The 17,187-nt window shown below is 63.5% G+C and carries 9 protein-coding genes; 6 read left to right on the top strand and 3 right to left on the bottom strand.

The features are described 5' to 3' along the window. Nucleotides 1–147: 147 nt before the first annotated feature. Together HNQ60_RS10515 and HNQ60_RS10510 are read left to right on the top strand one after the other, a co-directional pair. On the top strand, nucleotides 148–1,053 hold the full coding sequence (locus tag HNQ60_RS10515) for an aspartyl protease family protein (protein WP_184331405.1): 906 nt from the start codon (nucleotides 148–150) through the stop codon (nucleotides 1,051–1,053). 81 nt (nucleotides 1,054–1,134) lie between these two features. Further along, entirely contained in the window at nucleotides 1,135–2,160 is a 1,026-nt protein-coding gene (locus tag HNQ60_RS10510; RefSeq protein ID WP_184331403.1) for an aromatic ring-hydroxylating oxygenase subunit alpha, read from the top strand. Nucleotides 2,161–2,356: 196 nt separating this feature from the next. Here HNQ60_RS10510 and HNQ60_RS10505 read toward each other — a convergent pair whose 3' ends face one another. Next, nucleotides 2,357–3,028 (bottom strand): glutathione S-transferase family protein, encoded by a 672-nt coding sequence (locus tag HNQ60_RS10505; protein ID WP_184331401.1) that lies wholly within the window; start codon nucleotides 3,026–3,028, stop codon nucleotides 2,357–2,359. Nucleotides 3,029–3,324: 296 nt separating this feature from the next. On the opposite strand from HNQ60_RS10505, the gene HNQ60_RS10500 reads away from it, so the two are divergent. The 3 genes from HNQ60_RS10500 (at nucleotide 3,325) to HNQ60_RS10490 (ending at nucleotide 9,280) form a co-directional block, all read left to right on the top strand. Further along, nucleotides 3,325–4,533: an efflux RND transporter periplasmic adaptor subunit gene (locus HNQ60_RS10500; RefSeq protein WP_184331399.1), complete on the top strand. Its 1,209-nt coding sequence runs from the start codon at nucleotides 3,325–3,327 to the stop codon at nucleotides 4,531–4,533. Between the two features lie 90 nt (nucleotides 4,534–4,623). Then, nucleotides 4,624–7,806, top strand: a complete 3,183-nt coding sequence (locus HNQ60_RS10495; RefSeq protein ID WP_184331397.1) for an efflux RND transporter permease subunit — start codon at nucleotides 4,624–4,626, stop codon at nucleotides 7,804–7,806. Nucleotides 7,807–7,864: 58 nt separating this feature from the next. Continuing rightward, entirely contained in the window at nucleotides 7,865–9,280 is a 1,416-nt protein-coding gene (locus HNQ60_RS10490; protein WP_184331396.1) for an efflux transporter outer membrane subunit, read from the top strand. Between the two features lie 7 nt (nucleotides 9,281–9,287). Here the strand turns inward: HNQ60_RS10490 and HNQ60_RS10485 are convergent, their stop codons facing one another. Together HNQ60_RS10485 and HNQ60_RS10480 are read right to left on the bottom strand one after the other, a co-directional pair. Next, the gene (locus tag HNQ60_RS10485) at nucleotides 9,288–10,637 is read right to left on the bottom strand and encodes a DUF1501 domain-containing protein (protein ID WP_184331394.1); all 1,350 of its coding nucleotides are present in this window, start codon (nucleotides 10,635–10,637) and stop codon (nucleotides 9,288–9,290) included. Next, nucleotides 10,634–12,304 carry a DUF1800 domain-containing protein gene (locus HNQ60_RS10480; protein ID WP_184331392.1) on the bottom strand — a complete coding sequence of 557 codons (1,671 nt, stop codon included), beginning with the start codon at nucleotides 12,302–12,304 and terminating at the stop codon, nucleotides 10,634–10,636. Before HNQ60_RS10480 ends, HNQ60_RS10485 begins: the two co-directional genes overlap by 4 nt. Nucleotides 12,305–12,760: 456 nt before the next feature. Here HNQ60_RS10480 and HNQ60_RS10475 point away from each other — a divergent pair, with 456 nt between their 5' ends. Beyond that, nucleotides 12,761–17,125 (top strand): DEAD/DEAH box helicase, encoded by a 4,365-nt coding sequence (locus HNQ60_RS10475; RefSeq protein ID WP_184331390.1) that lies wholly within the window; start codon nucleotides 12,761–12,763, stop codon nucleotides 17,123–17,125. Nucleotides 17,126–17,187 lie beyond the last annotated feature (62 nt).

Here is a 17,187-nt window from a genome sequence, read left to right as displayed (position 1 = left end):
GTCGCTGTTCTTGCACTGACTGCATCCGGCGCGCTGCCGTTGTGCGACACTTCATCGCAACGTCGGCAAAGGAACCGTTGGAGGCGTTGCGGCAAGGCCATGACGCATCGAGCACCGATCAGCATCGCAGCATGTTTGGCCGCGGCCATGACATGGACCGCCGCGCATGCGTCGAACATCGCGCGTGCGCCCGATCCGATTGTGCTCCCCTTTCCTTCGCTCTCCCCCGAGTCCGATCATCTTTACGCCACACCGACGCGACCTGATCGCATCGGCCGGGTCATGGCGCCCGTCATGATCAATGGCCAGGGTCCCTTCCGCATGACTGTCGATACGGGAGCCAATCAGTCCGTGATCACCACGCGAGTCGCTCAGCTGCTGGGTCTCCAGGTGAACGAACGTCACGTCAAGCTGACCGGTGTGACAGGCTCGCTCATCGTGCCGACCGTTGAGATCGACCGCTTCGAAACAGGCGACCTGATCCAGGAAGACGTCGACCTGCCGATGATGCCGAGCGTCATGGGCGGCGCGGACGGGATCCTCGGCATGGAAGGATTCGAGGACAAGCGCATCACGGTCGACTTCGCGAATGACCGCTTCCAGATCTCGGACTCTCGCGGCCAGCGTCCCTCGAATGCGTTCGTGCGGCTACCGGTCAAGGTCCGGTTCAAGCGCCTGCTGCTCGCCACTGGCCGCGTCGATGGCGTGAAGATTCACGCCGTGATCGACACCGGCGCGCAGCGCACGCTCGGCAACAACGCACTGCGGGCAGAGTTGCTTCGCCGCAAGCGCCTGCACGCCGCGCCATCGAAGACTGCCGTGATCGGCATGACCGACGTGGTTCAGGAAGGGGACGCGATCTACACACGGCGGATCAGCCTCGGCGATCTCGTCATCACCGACGTCGACGTGATCTACGGCGACATCCACGTCTTCAAGCTGTGGGGCCTCGAAGAGGAGCCTGCCCTGCTGGTCGGCATGGATATCCTCGGCACCCTGCATACGCTGATCGTGGACTATCGGCTGAAAGAGCTGCAGATCCGGGTCAAATAGCCCGCCGCGGGATACACCCCGGGGCCGGATCGCGGGATCGCTCGATCACGGCGGTGCCGTTTCCTGAATTACAATCGGCGCATGCAAACCCCTGCCGCCGCCTTCTATACCGACCCTGGTCGTCTGCGCTCCGAACAGGATGTCCTCGGCCGTTCGTGGCAGATCGTCGGACACGTCGCGCAACTACCGAAGCACGGCGACTACTTCACCTCTCACGTCGGTCGCGAGCCGCTGGTGTTCGTGAACGACAACGGCACGATCCGCGGCTTCTTCAATGTCTGCCGCCATCGCGCGGGCCCGGTTGCACTCGGCTGCGGCCACGCCCAGCGCCTCGTCTGCCGCTATCACGGCTGGACCTACGATCTTTCAGGTCAGTTGCTGCGCACGACGGAAATGGACGGCGCGGATCTCGATATCTCGCGCATCCGGTTGGAGCCGGTAGCGGTGCACGTTTTCGGACCCGTGATCTTCGCGGCACTCGATCGGGACACGCCGCCCTTCGACACGTTGTTCCCCGGCGTCGCCGAGCGCTGCGCACGACTCGACATCGATCAGATGCAGTACGTCATGACGCGCGAGTATCCGGTGAAAGCCAACTGGAAGGTCTACGTCGACAACTATCTCGAGGGTTACCACATCCCGCTGGTGCACCCGTCGCTGAATCGGGAGATCGACTATCGCCAGTACATCACCGAGCTCGGCGAACGCTTCGTGCTCCAGTACGCCCCGGTTCGCGAAGGTACCGCGACGCTCTACGGCAGCGGCAGCAACAGCAATCGAGAAGCCGTCTATTACTGGCTCTTCCCGAACATCATGCTGAACATCTACGAAGGCCAGATGCAGACGAACGTCGTGATCCCCATCGACGCCGACAACACCGTCGTCCGCTTCGACTGGTTCGCCCTCGATTCAGCCCTGAGTCCCGAAGCGAAGATCCACTGGGACAAGCTCATCCAGTTCAGCGAGGAAGTGCAGGCGGAAGACGCCGGCATCTGCGAGATCGTGCAGAGGAACATCGGATCGAGGGCGTATCGCTCCGGCCCTTACTCGCCGAAGCGAGAAGGCGGGGTCAAGCTGTTCCACAATCTGATGCGAGCCTGGGACTGAGGGAGCGCGGCAGGAAAAGAACGGAAGGATTTTCCACGGGGGACACGGGGAGCACGGGGCAGAAAAGAGTCTGAAAGCGCGAGCTTGAAATGACGACCAGCGCGACAACGATCGCTGAGCCCTTCCGTATATATATGCCCGGCCCCCGTGAAACCCCGTGCTCCCCGTGGAAAATCTTCTCCGGTCTCCTCCTGGCTCACTTCAGCAAATCGTACTTCCCTCCCCGCTCCAGCGCCTTCAGGTAAGCGGGCCTCCCATGTATCCGCTGCAGGAAATTCATCAGCCGGGGCCGGCTCTCGTTGAGTCCTGCGCGCTGGCGTGCTGCTTCGAGCGGGAAGCTCATCTGGATATCCGCCGCTGAGAATTCCTTGCCCGCGAACCACTCGTTGTTGCCGAGCTCGCCTTCGAGATAGTCGAGATGCAGTTTCAGATTCGGCTCGACGAAGGTGTCGTTGGCCGTCTGCGCGATCTTGCGTGCGATCAGCTTGATGAAGAACGGCATCGGTCCGTTCGCGAGACGATTGAAGACGAGCCGCATGAGCAGCGGCGGCATCATCGAACCCTCGGCGTAGTGCAACCAGTACAGGTAGCGCACGTGTTCGAGCGTTCCGGCCGCGGGAGCAAGTCTTCCCGCACCGTATCGGCCCACGAGGTACTCGATGATCGCCCCCGACTCCGCGAGCGTCAGCGGTCCATCCGTAATCACCGGGGATTTGCCCAGGGGATGGACCTGCTTCAGTTCTGGCGGCGCCAGCATCGTCTTCGCATTGCGCTCGTACCGGCGGATCTCATAGTCGAGCCCCAGTTCTTCGAGCATCCACAGCACGCGCTGCGACCGCGAGTTGTTCAGGTGATGGACGACGATCATGGAATCCCCTGACGTCTATGTGACGGTTTCGTTGTGGCTATTGTTACGAATGCGTCACGGATTGCACTACACGACGCGCGTCACGTAAAGGCGGAAGTGCCTGGTTGCACAGGCAAATCGCCGGCAATTCCGGCAAGTCCCTGGCTCATCGCCTTACTTCATGACGACATGAGAAAAAGTATTCCTGACGGCTCTTCATGAATGTCGTGCGCCCAGCCGGATTTGTCCGGACCGCCCGCGTCCCTACAGTGGCTCCCTACGAAGAATCTGGCCGCCTGATGGGTTTGGGAGTTCACATGTTCAAGTCGCTGCGTCTGTTTCCGACGATCGCCGTCGCTCTGCCTCTGGCCGTTGCCAGCACGTTCGTGCTGTCAGGCTGCAGCAGCGAGGCAACTCCCTCAGGCCCCGCTCAGGGAACCCCTGTCACCGTCGCCGCGGCTCTGCAGCGCGACGTGACCGAGTGGGATGAGTTCACCGGTCGCGTCGAAGCGGTGGAATCGGTGGAAATCCGCCCCCGCGTCACGGGCTACATCGAAAGCGTCAACTTCACCGAAGGCAGCACGGTCCGCCAGGGTGACCTGCTGTTCGTCATCGATCCGCGTCCGTATCGCGCCGCGCTCGACAAAGCCGCAGCGGAACTCACGCGGGCGAAGGCTCGCGCCGAGCTCGCTCGCAACGACATCGCGCGCAGCGAAAAGCTGCTCGCGATCAAGGCCGTGTCACAGGAAGAGTATGACCAGCGTGTCAACGGCGCTCGTGAGGCAGACGCCACGGTCGCGGCTGCACAAGCTGCCGTCGAATCGGCCCGTCTCGACCTCGAATTCACTCGCGTCACCGCACCGATCTCGGGCCGTGTCAGCAAAGCCGAAGTGACGGCAGGCAATCTCGTCACGGCCGGCGCCGGAACTGCTCCGCTGCTCACGACGGTCGTGTCGATCGATCCGATCTACGTCTCGTTCGAAGGCGACGAACAGGTTTACCTGAAGTACACCGAACTCGCGCGCCGGGGTGAGCGTGCCAGCTCGCGCGACGCCGCGAACCCGGTGCAGATGGGCCTCGCGAACGAGGACGGCTATCCGCACACGGGCACGATGGTCTTCGTCGACAACCGCATCGATCCGCGCACCGGCACGATCCGCGCCCGCGCTTCGTTCTCGAACAAGGATGGCTATTTCACACCGGGCCTCTTCGCCCGCGTGAAGCTGCTCGGCCACAACTCATATCCGGCCGTTCTCGTCGACGACCGTGCGGTCGGCACCGACCAGAGCCAGAAGTTCGTCTACGTCGTCGACGCGGACAACAAGGTCACCTATCGCGCCGTGAAGATCGGCCGCTTGAACGATGGCCTGCGCATCGTCCAGCAGGGCCTCGCGCCCGGCGAGAACGTCGTCGTCAACGGCCTGCAGCGCGTGCATCCGGGCGTTGTGGTGAAGCCGGAACTGGTAGCGATGGATGCGCGACAGATTGCTACCGAAGCGAAATATGCAAGCAACCGCGGTACGTGACGAGTGATGGGTGACGGGTAACGACCTCGGCAGTCCCCGTCAGCCGCTTCTCGTCACTGGTTACCCGTCACACGTCACTGGTCTTCCCCCATGAACCTCTCCCGCTTCTTCATCGACCGCCCGATCTTCGCGGCGGTCCTGTCGATCATCATCTTCCTGGTCGGCGCAATCGCCATGTGGCAGCTGCCGATCAGCCAGTATCCGGAAGTCGTGCCCCCGTCGGTCGTGGTGCGCGCCCAGTATCCGGGCGCGAATCCGAAGGTCATCGCCGAAACGGTCGCGGCGCCGCTCGAGCAGGAAATCAACGGCGTCGAGAACATGCTCTACATGTCCTCGCTCGCCACCAGCGACGGCTCGATGATCCTCACGGTGACCTTCCGCCTCGGCACGAACGTCGATAGCGCGCAGGTGCAGGTACAGAATCGCGTTGCGCAGGCATTGCCGCGATTGCCGGAAGATGTTCGTCGCCTCGGTGTGACGACGCTCAAGAGCTCGCCCGACCTGCTGATGGTCGTGCACCTGACCTCGCCGGACAATCGCTACGACACCGCCTATCTGCGCAATTACGCAACGCTGCAGGTTCGCGATGTGCTCGCGCGCCTGCCCGGCACGGGTGACGTGCGTCTCTTCGGCTCGGGCGATTACTCGATGCGCGTCTGGCTCGATCCGGATCGTCTCGCCAGCCGGGGACTGATTCCGAGCGACGTCGTCAAAGCGATCCGCGAACAGAACGTGCAGGTTGCGGCCGGTCAGATCGGCGCGCAGCCGAATCCCGGCAACTCCGACTATCAGCTCAACGTCACGACCTCGGGCCGCCTGATCACCGAGCAGGAATTCGGCGACATCATCGTCAAGACGCTGCCCGACGGCTCCGTCACGACGCTCAAGGACATTGCCCGCATCGAGCTCGGTGTCGGCCAGTATTCGCTGCGCGCCCTGCTCAGCAATCAGCCGGCCGTTGCGATTCCGATTTCACAGGCGCCCGGTGCGAACGCACTCGAGCTCTCCGACGCCGTCCGCAAGACGATGGCGGAACTTAGCCAGAACTTCCCGGAGGGCGTGAAGTACGAAATCGTCTACGACCCGACGATCTTCGTGCGCGACTCCATCAAGGCCGTGATCGAAACGCTGGTGGAAGCGCTGATCCTGGTCGTCATCGTGGTGATCGTGTTCCTGCAGACGTGGCGCGCATCGATCATCCCGTTGCTCGCTGTCCCTGTTTCCATCATCGGCACGTTCGCGCTGATGCTGGCGTTCGGCTTCTCGATCAACGCGCTGTCGCTGTTCGGCCTGGTCCTGGCCATCGGTATCGTCGTCGACGATGCGATCGTCGTCGTCGAGAACGTCGAGCGCAACATCGAGGCGGGCTTGTCGCCGCGCGAAGCGACTTACAAAGCGATGCAGGAAGTGAGCGGCCCGATCATCGCGATCGCGCTGGTCCTCGTCGCTGTGTTCGCGCCGATCGCGTTCATCACGGGACTCACGGGGCAGTTCTACAAGCAGTTCGCGCTGACGATTGCGATCTCGACCGTCATTTCCGCGATCAACTCGCTCACGCTGAGCCCGGCCCTCGCGGCGCTGCTGCTCAAGCCCCATGGCGCCCAGCCCGATGCGCTGACCCGCGGCATGAATCGCGTATTCGGCGGATTCTTCCGCGGGTTCAACCGGCTCTTCGATCGCTCAGGCGAACGCTACGTCGGCGGCGTCCGTGGCGTGCTCGCCCACAAGTCGATCGCGATGAGCATCTTCGCGGGCCTGCTGGTACTGACGTACGCAATGTTCCAGATCGTGCCGAAGGGCTTCATCCCCGTTCAGGACAAGCAGTACCTCGTCACGATGATCCAGCTGCCGAACGCGGCGTCGCTCGATCGCACCGAGCAGGTCGTGCGCCAGGTGAGCGACATCGCGCTCAAGACACCGGGTGTCGTGAACACCGTGCAGTTCCCGGGCCTGTCCATCGCCGGCTTCACGAACAGCCCGAACTCCGCGATCGTGTTCGTCGCGCTCGACGATTTCGACAAGCGCGAATCGAAGGAACAGTACGGACTCAACATCGCGAACCAGCTCAACGGCGCGTTCAGCTCGATCCAGGAAGCGCAGATCGTCGTGTTCCCGCCGCCGGCCGTGCAGGGCCTCGGCACGATCGGCGGCTTCAAGCTGCAGGTCGAGGATCGCAACGACGTCGGCTACGACGAGCTCTATCGCGCGACCCAGGCTGTCGTGGCAAAGGCCCGTCAGGCGCCTGAGCTGGCCGGCGTGTTCTCGACCTACGAGGTCAGCGTGCCGCAGGTTCAGGCCGACGTGAATCGCGTCAAGGCGAAAGAGCATGGCGTAGCGTTGAACGACGTCTTCGAAACACTGCAGGCGTACCTCGGCTCGGTCTACGTGAACGACTTCAATCGGTTCGGCCGCACGTACCAGGTCATCGCGCAGGCGGATTCGCCGTATCGCTCGAAGGCCGAAGACATCCTGCGGCTGCAGACGCGCAACGAGAACGGCGAAATGCTGCCGCTCGGTTCGATCATCCGCGTGTCCGAGACCTACGGGCCGGATCGTGTGTTCCGCTACAACGGTTACCTCACGGCGGACATCAACGGCGGACCGGCACCGGGCTATTCGACGGGCCAGGCGAAAGCCGTGATGGAGAAGATCCTCGATGAGAACCTGCCGAACGGCGTGAAGTACGAGTGGACCGATCTCACGTACCAGGAGGTGATCGCGGGTAACAGCTCCGTGTTCGTCTTCCCGCTGTGCGTGTTGCTGGTCGTCCTCGTGCTCGCCGCGCTCTATGAGAGCTGGACGCTGCCGCTCGCGATCGTGCTGATCGTGCCGATGGCGCTGCTGTCCGCGATCGCCGGCGTGTGGATCTCGGGCGGCGACAACAACATCTTCACCCAGATCGCGTTCTTCGTGCTGGTGGGGCTGGCGAGCAAGAACGCCATCCTGATCGTCGAATTCGCGAAAGATCGCGAGCTGGCCGGCGTCGCGCCGGTCGCTGCGGCACTCGAGGCGGCGCGGCTGCGACTGCGTCCGATCCTCATGACATCCATCGCTTTCATCATGGGTGTCGTGCCGCTGGTCGTCTCGTCGGGTGCAGGCGCGGAGATGCGTCACGCAATCGGTGTCGCTGTGTTCAGCGGCATGCTGGGCGTAACGTTCTTCGGCCTGTTCCTGACACCAGTCTTCTATGTGTTGCTGCGTGCCCTGGCGAAAGAGAAGAAGCTCAAGTCGCATACGCCCGCAGCGGTTGTCGAGGGAGTTTCACATGCGTGAAGAGAGCAATGAGCCGCGAGCTGTGGGCAGCGAGCCGCAGAAGAGAGGGAAGAGAGTCATGAAGACGGCGTTTGTGCTGATTTCGGCGGCGATTCTCGCCGCGTGCGCGGTCGGGCCGGACTATCGTGAGCCGAAGGTGGCGGCGTCGGATCAGTTCGTGAGCGTTTCGGATGTGCGGACCTCCGCGGCGGACGTGGAACAGGACTTCTGGAAGACGTTCAACGATGAAACGCTGAACGGGCTCATCGAGGATGCGCTGCGCGCCAATCACGACATCCGGATCGCGATGACCCACCTTCGTGAAGCGCGGGCGATTCGCGGTGAAGCAAGACTCGACTTCGCGCCGACGGTGACTGCCGACGCGGGCCGCGTCGACACACGCGTCAGCGAGCGCCAGGCGTTCGCGGGTGCGGATCGGGATCAGGACTACTACCAGGCTTCGTTCGATGCGTTCTGGGAGCTCGACTTCTTCGGTCGCGTCCGTCGCAATTACGAAGCCCAGTCGGCATTGGTTCAGGCGGCTGAGGCCGGCTTCTACAACACGCAGGTCAGCGTGACGGCGGAAGTGGCTCGCAGCTATTTTGACCTGCGCGGCTCACAGCAGCGTCTCGAAGTCGCGCGTCGCAACTCGACCAACCAGGAAGAGTCGCTGCGCATCACGCAGGCCCGCCTGGATGCTGGCCGGGGAACGCAACTCGACGTCTCGCGGGCGCAGGCGCAGCTCAGCGCGACGCTCGCCACGATTCCCGATCTTGAAGCCGGTGTGACTCGCTCGATCCTGCGTCTCGGAGTGCTCACCGGCAAATCACCGGAGAGTTTGCTTGGTTCGTTGAGCACGACTGCGCCGCTGCCCGCATTGCCGCAGACATACAGCATCGGCACTCCGGAAGCGTTGCTGCGCCGGCGGCCGGACATTCGACTCGCGGAGCGTGAACTGGCGAGTGCGACTGCACAGATCGGGGTCGCTGTCGGCGATCTGTTCCCGCGCATCTCTTTCGTAGGCCGCTGGGGCTTCGATGCGATCTCTTCGGGCGATCTGGGAAATGCGGCAAGCGAGTCGTTCGCGTTCGGGCCCAGCATTCAATGGGCAGCGTTCGATCTCGGCCGCGTTCACCAGCGCATCAAGCAGAAGGAAGCTGCGGCTGATGGCGCACTCGCTCGCTATGAGCAGACTGTGCTGCGCGCACTCGAGGAAACGGATGCGAGCCTGACCGACTACGCGAAGTCGCGAGTGAAACAGCAGCACCTCGAATCGAGCGCGACGGCTTCCGCCGATGCAGCGCGACTTGCGCGAGCCCGGTTTGACAGCGGCGTCGCTGACTTCCTGACGGTGCTCGATGCAGAACGCACGATGCTCGAAGCGGAAGATCGTCTCGCGCAGAGCGAAACCCAGACGGCGACGGCCCTGCTTGCGATGTACAAGGCACTGGGCGGTGGATTCCGTCCGCTGCCGCGCGAAGCATCGACGCGCTGAGACAAGGTCAGTCGCGCATCATCGCTAGCGTGGGCTGAGTGAAGTTGGTCAGGTTGGGCAGCACCGCGGACAACTGCGGTGCTGCTACGCCAAACCAGCGAGCAAGCGTCGCGGCGTACTGATCGACGGAAGTCGTCGGCACCCAACGGCCGAGCCAATCGGCATCGTCCGGTCCTTTCAATCGCAGATCCGGGAACGTTCCGTGAAAGGCCCGGCCCTGCACGGCGCCTCCCATGATGAAGTGATGCCCGCCCCACGCGTGATCCGTCCCGCCTGATGTATTGGCGCGCAGTGTTCGCGAAAACTCCGAGTGCGTGAACGTCGTGACTTCGGCTCCGGCGCCCATCCCGTTGATCGCAGTATTGAACGCGGACAGTGCGGCCCCCAGCTCGCGCAGCAACGAGCTTTGCTTTCCCAGCTGGGAAGCATGCGTGTCGAAGCCTCCGAGCGAAGCATAGAAGACCTGACGTCGGGTGCCGTGCGAGTAGCGATGCTCGATGAGCTTGGAAGCGACCGCGAGCTGCTTTGCGATGCTGGTGCCGAGACCCGCGAAGGCCGCCTTCGTGACTGGCGCCGGTGTCGAGAGGGCTTCGTTGATGACGCCCCGCTTCTCGAGCGTGAAACCGCTGACGTCCTGCGCAGCCGTAACGAGCTGCGAGTCTTTGTCGATCGCGTGCAACTGCGCCCATGCGGCGAGCCGGGCCCGTGACGCAGCACTACCGTCGTCCCCGCTCAGCGCGAGCAGCCCCGAGGTCGGCACGACGATCGCTTCCGACTTCACGCCCATGCCGAAGCGGCTCGCTCCGGCGACCGAGATCAGCCCCGGCATGCCGCCGCTGCTGCTTCCAATCGCATCCATGAGACGACCACCCCAACCCGTGGTGCCCGACGCGCCTGCGCTCGAGCTTTGCCACTGCCGGACCTGATCAGCGTGCGAAAACAGTCCGGGAATCTGCACGCTGCTGTCCGTTCCGGCCTTGTACTCCGCGACGGTCAGCGGCCTCTGCAGCATTCCAACATTGAACAGCACGGCGAGCTGGCCTGCTTCCCAGACTGGGACGAGTCCGTCGAGCGATGGGTGAAGGCCATACGGAATCGAGCCGTCCGGCAGCGCCATGCCCGCGAGATTCTCTTTCGGCAGTGCGAGCACACCGCGAGCCTGTGCGTAGCGCGAGTAGTTCGTGGCGTCGAGAGGCACGATCGTATTGTTCGAGTCGTTGCCCCCATTGAGAAAGATGCAGACGAGTGCCTTGTAACCGTCGCCACCGGCCGCAAACGCCCGCAGCGCACCGAGTTGCGACAACAGACAAGCGCCGCCCGCCATGCCGATCCCGTGCAGGAAATCACGTCGCTTCATCGCTGTACCTGGAATTGCGGAGAAACGGCGATCAAATAGGCGGCGGTTCGCGTACGATTCTCAGCATCGCCGGACGCGTCGAGCGCACTGGTGACGATCTGGCGGGCTGTCGCGGAAAGGCGTCGACCCATCAATCTCTGATCGAGCTCATCGAGCAATCGCGGCGCATCGTTCGCGAGCCCTGCCATTGCCGTAAGCTCGAGATGCGTGCCGGTACTGTTCGCCACCGTATCCAGCGGTTCTTCGCCGCCAGCGAAGAGCAGCTGATAGGCGAACTCAGCGCGCAGCAGCGCGCGATTGCTGTCGTAGATGCCGAACTCCGGCCCCAGCAAGTGAGTGCCTCGGACGACATTCGACGGTGAGTAGTAGTTGAACACGGAGGGCGGCGTGAAGATGTTCTGCCCCATCAGCGAGGCCTGTGCGCGCAGATAGACGCCGTCCGATGTTCCTCCCAAGCCGCGCAGGAATCCCGTCATGAACAGCGCCGGATCCTTCAGTCGTCCGAAGTCGTACTCGTCTTCCCGGCTGCCTCTGGCTTCTGGATCGAGCAGGATCGCCCGGACGACTGCTCTCAGGTCGCCTCGCACACCGCTGCCGTTGTCATCGAATGTCGCCGTTACGCGTGCGACATACCCGGGCGTCGGATTGCTCGTCACCAGGTGCTGAATGAGTCGCTGCGCGATGAAGGGCCCCACGTTCGGATGCTCGAAGATCGCGTCGAGCGCCGCCTCGAGATCCTGCTGCGCACTCTGGCCCGCCGGCAGCACGACATCGTTGAGCAGAACTTTGCGCTCGACATCGTGCTGCGCCTCGACGGCCACCATCGGATCGATGTAGTTCGAGGGATTGTTCCACTGCGACGCTGCGCCGTCGATCGGCCCGAACGTCCAGCCCGTGAACACCTGAGCGAGTGCACTGACGTCGCCCTGGTCATATGCCGCGATCGGCAGACCGTTCGAACCGATGCGCACGCTGCCGTCGCGATCGAGCATCTGAGTGCCAATGGAGAAGAGCTGCAGGCATTCGCGGGCGTAGTTTTCATTCGCCTGTCGCGACGCCGTACCCTTCGGGTTGTTGACCATGTCGAGATACGCACCCATCGCCGGATTCAACGTGACGGCCTCGAACAGATCGCGGTAGTTGCCGAAAGCGTGATCGAGCAGCAGGTTCTGGTATGTCGCCATCGCGGCCGCGTGAGTGATCTCGGTACCCGACACGACAAAGATCTGTGAAAGCGCGAACGCCACGCGCTGGCGGAGCTGATCACTGCCCGTCAGTGCATTCGCGAAGAACTGCCGCTGCACTTCGAACAGCGTGTAGTGATCGCGGGCGCAAATGTTCTGGGGACTTCCTTTCGCGCTCGCGTCGGCACGGCAATCGGCCGGGGCGCTCGTGCGCAGATGCGTGAAGCCTCTGTAGCCCGTGCGCGGCAGGGCGAACTGCTTGTCGAGGAACGCCGCATATCCGATGGTCTGCACTTCCGCCAGGTCGGCTTTCGTTGCGCCGAACGTGGCCTGGTTCAGAAACCGCATTGCATCGCGCGCACGCGATGCTGCATCCGTCGGCGGCTGCCAGGCGTCATCAGGGTCGGCTGGCGCGGGATCGACTGGCGCGGGCTCATCCGGAGGTTGCGGCGGAGGAATCGTGCCGCCCCCTTCCTCCGGCATCTCCGGGTCCTGCGGATTACTGCCGGCGCCTTCGCCCGATGGCGCAGGTACGGTGGGTTGCGATGCTTCTCCACCTGCTGGTGAATCCTGGCCACCGCTTCCGCCGCCGCAGGCGCTCACACAGAGAACGCATGCGAGCAGGAACGCGCTTCGCCACGACCTGAGCGATGAATGAAAAGAGATCAGCACCACGGTGACGCATCGGCCGCGACGGCGGCTCTAGTACATGAGCCCACCATAGGCATGCATCGGTAGCGGTGCGCGAATGCGCTTCACGCGAAACTGTCAGATTTTTCCGGTACCGAACGCGTTGCAGGGAGTGTCTTACCGCTGCCGAAGCACTCTCACCGAGAGGGCCGGCGCACAAAGGAAACATGACAGTTTCTTGCGAAATCGCGCGCGCGGCCACGATGCTGGTTGGGTGCTTGACGGCAGGAGTATGCTGGCCTTTCCCCTATGAGCACTTCGCATCTTTTTCATCCCGCCGTCGCTGCCTGGTTCGATCGGACGTTCTCCGGACCGACGCCGGCGCAGGCCGACGCATGGCCCGCGATTCAGTCAGGAAAGCACGTACTCATCGCCGCGCCGACGGGCTCGGGCAAAACGCTCGCTGCATTCCTCGCGGTGATCGACGAACTGGTGCGCGAAGGAAGCCAGTGGGGATTGCCCGACGAAACACGAGTCGTGTACGTATCGCCGCTCAAGGCGCTCTCGAACGACATCCACAAGAATCTCGAAGCACCGCTCGCGGGAATTCGTGCGCACCTCGGCGAACACACGATCCGCGATGTCGAGATCCGTTCTTGGGTCCGCACCGGCGATACGCCGCAGAGCGAGCGCGCCCAGGTGCGCCGCAAGCCGCCGCACATCGTCGTCACGACACCGGAGTCGCTCTACATCCTGCTCGGCTCGGCCTCGGGTCGCGAGATGCTCTCGACGGTCGGCACGGTGATCGTCGACGAAATCCACGCGGTCGCGAACAGCAAGCGCGGCAGCCACCTTGCGGTATCGCTGGAGCGGCTCGAAGCGTTGACCGGACGCAGTCTGCGGCGCATCGGGTTGTCGGCGACGCAGAGGCCGATCGAGGAGGTGGCGAAATTTCTTACGGGAGGGCACGAGGCCTCCTCTGCCTGCGCTCTCGTCGACAGCGGCCACATCCGCCAGCGCGATCTCGCGATCGAACTGCCCGACGCACCGCTCGAAGCGGTGATGTCGGGCGAAGTGTGGACGCAGATCTACGATCGGCTGGCGGCTCTGATTCGTCAGCATCGAAGCACGCTCGTGTTCGTGAATACTCGGCGGCTGGCTGAGCGACTCGCGCGACATCTTTCGGAACGACTCGGCGAAGAAAACGTCACAGCTCATCACGGGAGCCTCGCGAAGGAACGGCGGCTGAATGCGGAGCAGCGGCTCAAGCGCGGCGAACTGCAGGCGCTCGTAGCCACTGCTTCGCTCGAGCTCGGTATCGATATCGGGGATGTCGACCTGGTATGTCAGTTGAGCTCGCCCCGCTCGATCAACGCATTCCTCCAGCGCGTCGGTCGATCAGGCCACGCGGTGGGCGGCACGCCTAAAGGTCGCTTGTTCCCCCTGTCGCGCGACGATCTCGTCGAGTGCACGGCGCTGCTCGAAGCGGTCCAGCGCGGCGAGCTCGATCGCCTGAAGATTCCCGAAGGTCCGATCGACGTGCTCTCGCAGCAGATCGTCGCCGAAGCGGCGGCCCGTGAGTGCAGCGAGAACGAATTGTTCGCCCTCATCCGCCGCGCATATCCCTATCGCGATCTCGATCGCGGGGTATTCGATCGCGTGCTGCAGATGCTTGCCGAGGGCTACACGACACGTCGTGGTCGTCACGGCGCGCTGATCTATCACGATGCGGTGAATCATCTCGTGCGCGGCCGCAAGGGAGCGCGACTGACTGCGATCACCTCCGGCGGTGCGATTCCGGACACAGCGGACTACCAGGTCATGCTCGAACCGGAAGGCACGCTCGTCGGCACGGTCAACGAGGACTTCGCTGTCGAGAGCCTGCAGGGCGACATCTTCCAGCTCGGCAACCAGTCCTACCGGATTCTTCGCGTCGAACGCAGCATGGTGCGCGTCGAGGATGCACACGGCGAACCACCGTCGATTCCGTTCTGGCTCGGCGAGGCACCGGGCAGGACGAACGAGCTGTCCGTTGCAGTGTCGCGGTTGCGGAAGGAGTTTGAGCGGAGGCTCGAGGCCTCCGCCCGTACCTGGCTCGAAGACACGCTGGGCCTGCCAGAACCGGCGGCCACACAGATCTTCGACTATCTCGCCGCCGGTCACGCAGCCCTGGGCTGCTTGCCGACGCAGGAGCGAATCGTCTTCGAACGCTTCTTCGACGAAGCGGGCGGCATGCAGCTCGTCATTCATTCGCCGTTCGGCAATCGTATCAACCGTGCATGGGGCCTGACGCTGCGCAAGCGGTTCTGCCGCAGCTTCAACTTCGAGCTGCAGGCGGCGGCAACGGAAGACACGATCATCCTGTCGCTCACGACGGCTCACAGTTTCGAGCTCATCGATGTCGCTCGTTATCTGCATCCGAACACTGCGCGCGAACTGCTCATCCAGGCGCTGCTCGACGCGCCGATGTTTACGACGCGCTGGCGGTGGGATGCTTCGATCGCGCTCGCGTTGCCGCGATTCCGTGGTGGCAAGAAAGTACCACCCGCGCTCGCGCGCATGAATGCCGAAGATCTGCTCGCATCTGTTTTCCCCGACCAGGTTGCCTGCGGCGAGAACATCGTCGGTGACATCGAAGTTCCCGATCATCCGCTGGTTCAGCAGACCGTGCGCGATTGCCTCGAAGACGCCATGGACATCGACGGCTTCGAACGTTTGCTGCGTGGGTTGCTGAGCGGAGAGATCGCCGTCGAAGCTCGCGATCTGACGGAGCCATCGCCGCTCGCGCTCGAAGTCCTGTCCGCGCGGCCCTATGCGTATCTCGACGATGCGCCACTGGAAGAACGCCGCACCCAGGCGGTCGCGAGTCGTCGCTGGCTCGATCCTCAGTCCGCTTCGGACATCGGCAAGCTCGATCCGGACGCCATCGCCCGCGTGCGCGCGGAAGCTTGGCCCGATGCGGGCTCTGTCGACGAGCTCCACGATGCGTTGTTGTGGCTGACTTTCATCACCTCGGATGAAGCTCAGCGCAATCCGGTGTGGCCGGGGTTGATGCAGGAGCTGATCACGAAGCGCAGGGTCGAGCGGTTGTCGAGCGGAGCCGCGGGCATTTTCGTCGCGGTCGAACGCTTGCCGCTGTTCGATGCAGCACTGGGCTCTCTCGATGACGCGCAACGCGCTGCGATTCCCGCGGCATACGCGAAATCCTGGCCGAAGGAAGACGCGTTCGTCGAAGTGGTCCGCGGGCGGCTCGAGGGCCTCGGCCCCACGACGGCTCGCGAAATCGCTGATTGCCTCGGCGCGTCGATGAAGGATATCGATGCCGCGCTGCTCGCCCTCGAAGCGGAGGGCACCGCCATGCGCGGACAGTTCGACCAGTCACCTGTGACTGGTCACGCGTCGCAACAGTGGTGCGATCGCCGTCTTCTCGCCCGCATCCATCGCTACACGGTCAAACGTCTGCGCGCGGAGATCGAGCCGGTGCTCGCTCGTGATTTCCTGCGCTTCCTGTTCGATTGGCAACGCGTCACGCCAGCAACGCGGATGCAGGGACCTGACGCAGTTCCCGCAGTGCTCGCGCAACTCGAGGGCTTCGAAGCTCCCGCAAGCGCATGGGAAACCGAAGTGCTGCCGGCACGCATCGCGGAGTACGAGCCGGCATGGCTCGACGAGCAATGCCTCGCGGGCCGAATCGTGTGGACGCGGCTCGCAACTCGCAGCGGTGATTCCGAGCGCGGCGCGGCGCCAGTGCGCTCGACACCCATCGCACTGCTCGCTCGCCGCAACGTCCGGATCTGGTCGAGCTTCGTCGAACCCAGCGACCGCGTACAGCTCACTCCGAAGGCCCAGCAGGTCGCCGATTTCATCCAGGCGCACGGCGCTTCGTTCTTCGACGAGATCGTCGAGAGTGCGGGACTTCTGCCGAACCAGGTCGAGGATGCGCTCGGTGAACTGGTTGCGCTCGGCCTCGTGAACTCCGACAGCTTCGGCGGCCTGCGCGCGTTGCTTGTCCCCTCGGACCGACGGCGCCCGAATGCTCGCGATGCACGACGCAAGCGCCGGATCGCGATCTTTGGGATGCAGGATGCGGGTCGATGGACGTTGGTCAAGAGACGGCACGAGGCGCGAGGCACGAGGCACGAGCCCGGAGCCTCCGCTCAATCCTCGAGCCTCACGCCTCAGGCCTTGGAAGCGGATGCGATCGAACACGTTTGCCGCTCGCTGTTGCGCCGCTGGGGCGTCGTGTTCTGGAAACTGCTCGAGCGCGAATCGGGCTGGCTGCCGCCGTGGCGCCAGATCCTGTTGTGCCTGCGGCGATTGGAAGCGCGCGGTGAGATCCGCGGCGGCCGATTCGTTGCGGGTTTCTCGGGCGAACAGTTCGCGTTGCCTGAAGCGATCGGGTTGCTGCGCGAAGCGCGTCGCAAGCCGGGCAACAGCGAACTGATTTCGCTCTCGGCCGCCGATCCACTGAATCTGATCGGCATCCTCACGCCGGGTGCGCGGTTGCCCTCGCTGACGGGGAATCGGCTGGTGTACCGCGACGGCGTCCCTGTCGCTGTATTCGCCAGCGGCGATGTGACCTTCCTGGAGCAGCTGGAGCCTGCTGAGCAGTGGCAGGCACAGAGCGTGCTGCTGCGAAGGCAAGTGCCGGTGACACTGACGCAGTTGGCATGAGTGAGGGGTCGTCATTCCCGCGAAAGCGGGAATCCATGTCTTGGGTCCAGATGGATTCCCGC

Source organism: Povalibacter uvarum (assembly GCF_014202975.1).
In the GTDB taxonomy this organism is placed as follows: domain Bacteria; phylum Pseudomonadota; class Gammaproteobacteria; order Steroidobacterales; family Steroidobacteraceae; genus Steroidobacter; species Steroidobacter uvarum.
The sequence above is the reverse complement of the archived record's forward strand: the minus strand, read 5'-3'. Positions and strand labels throughout refer to the sequence as shown.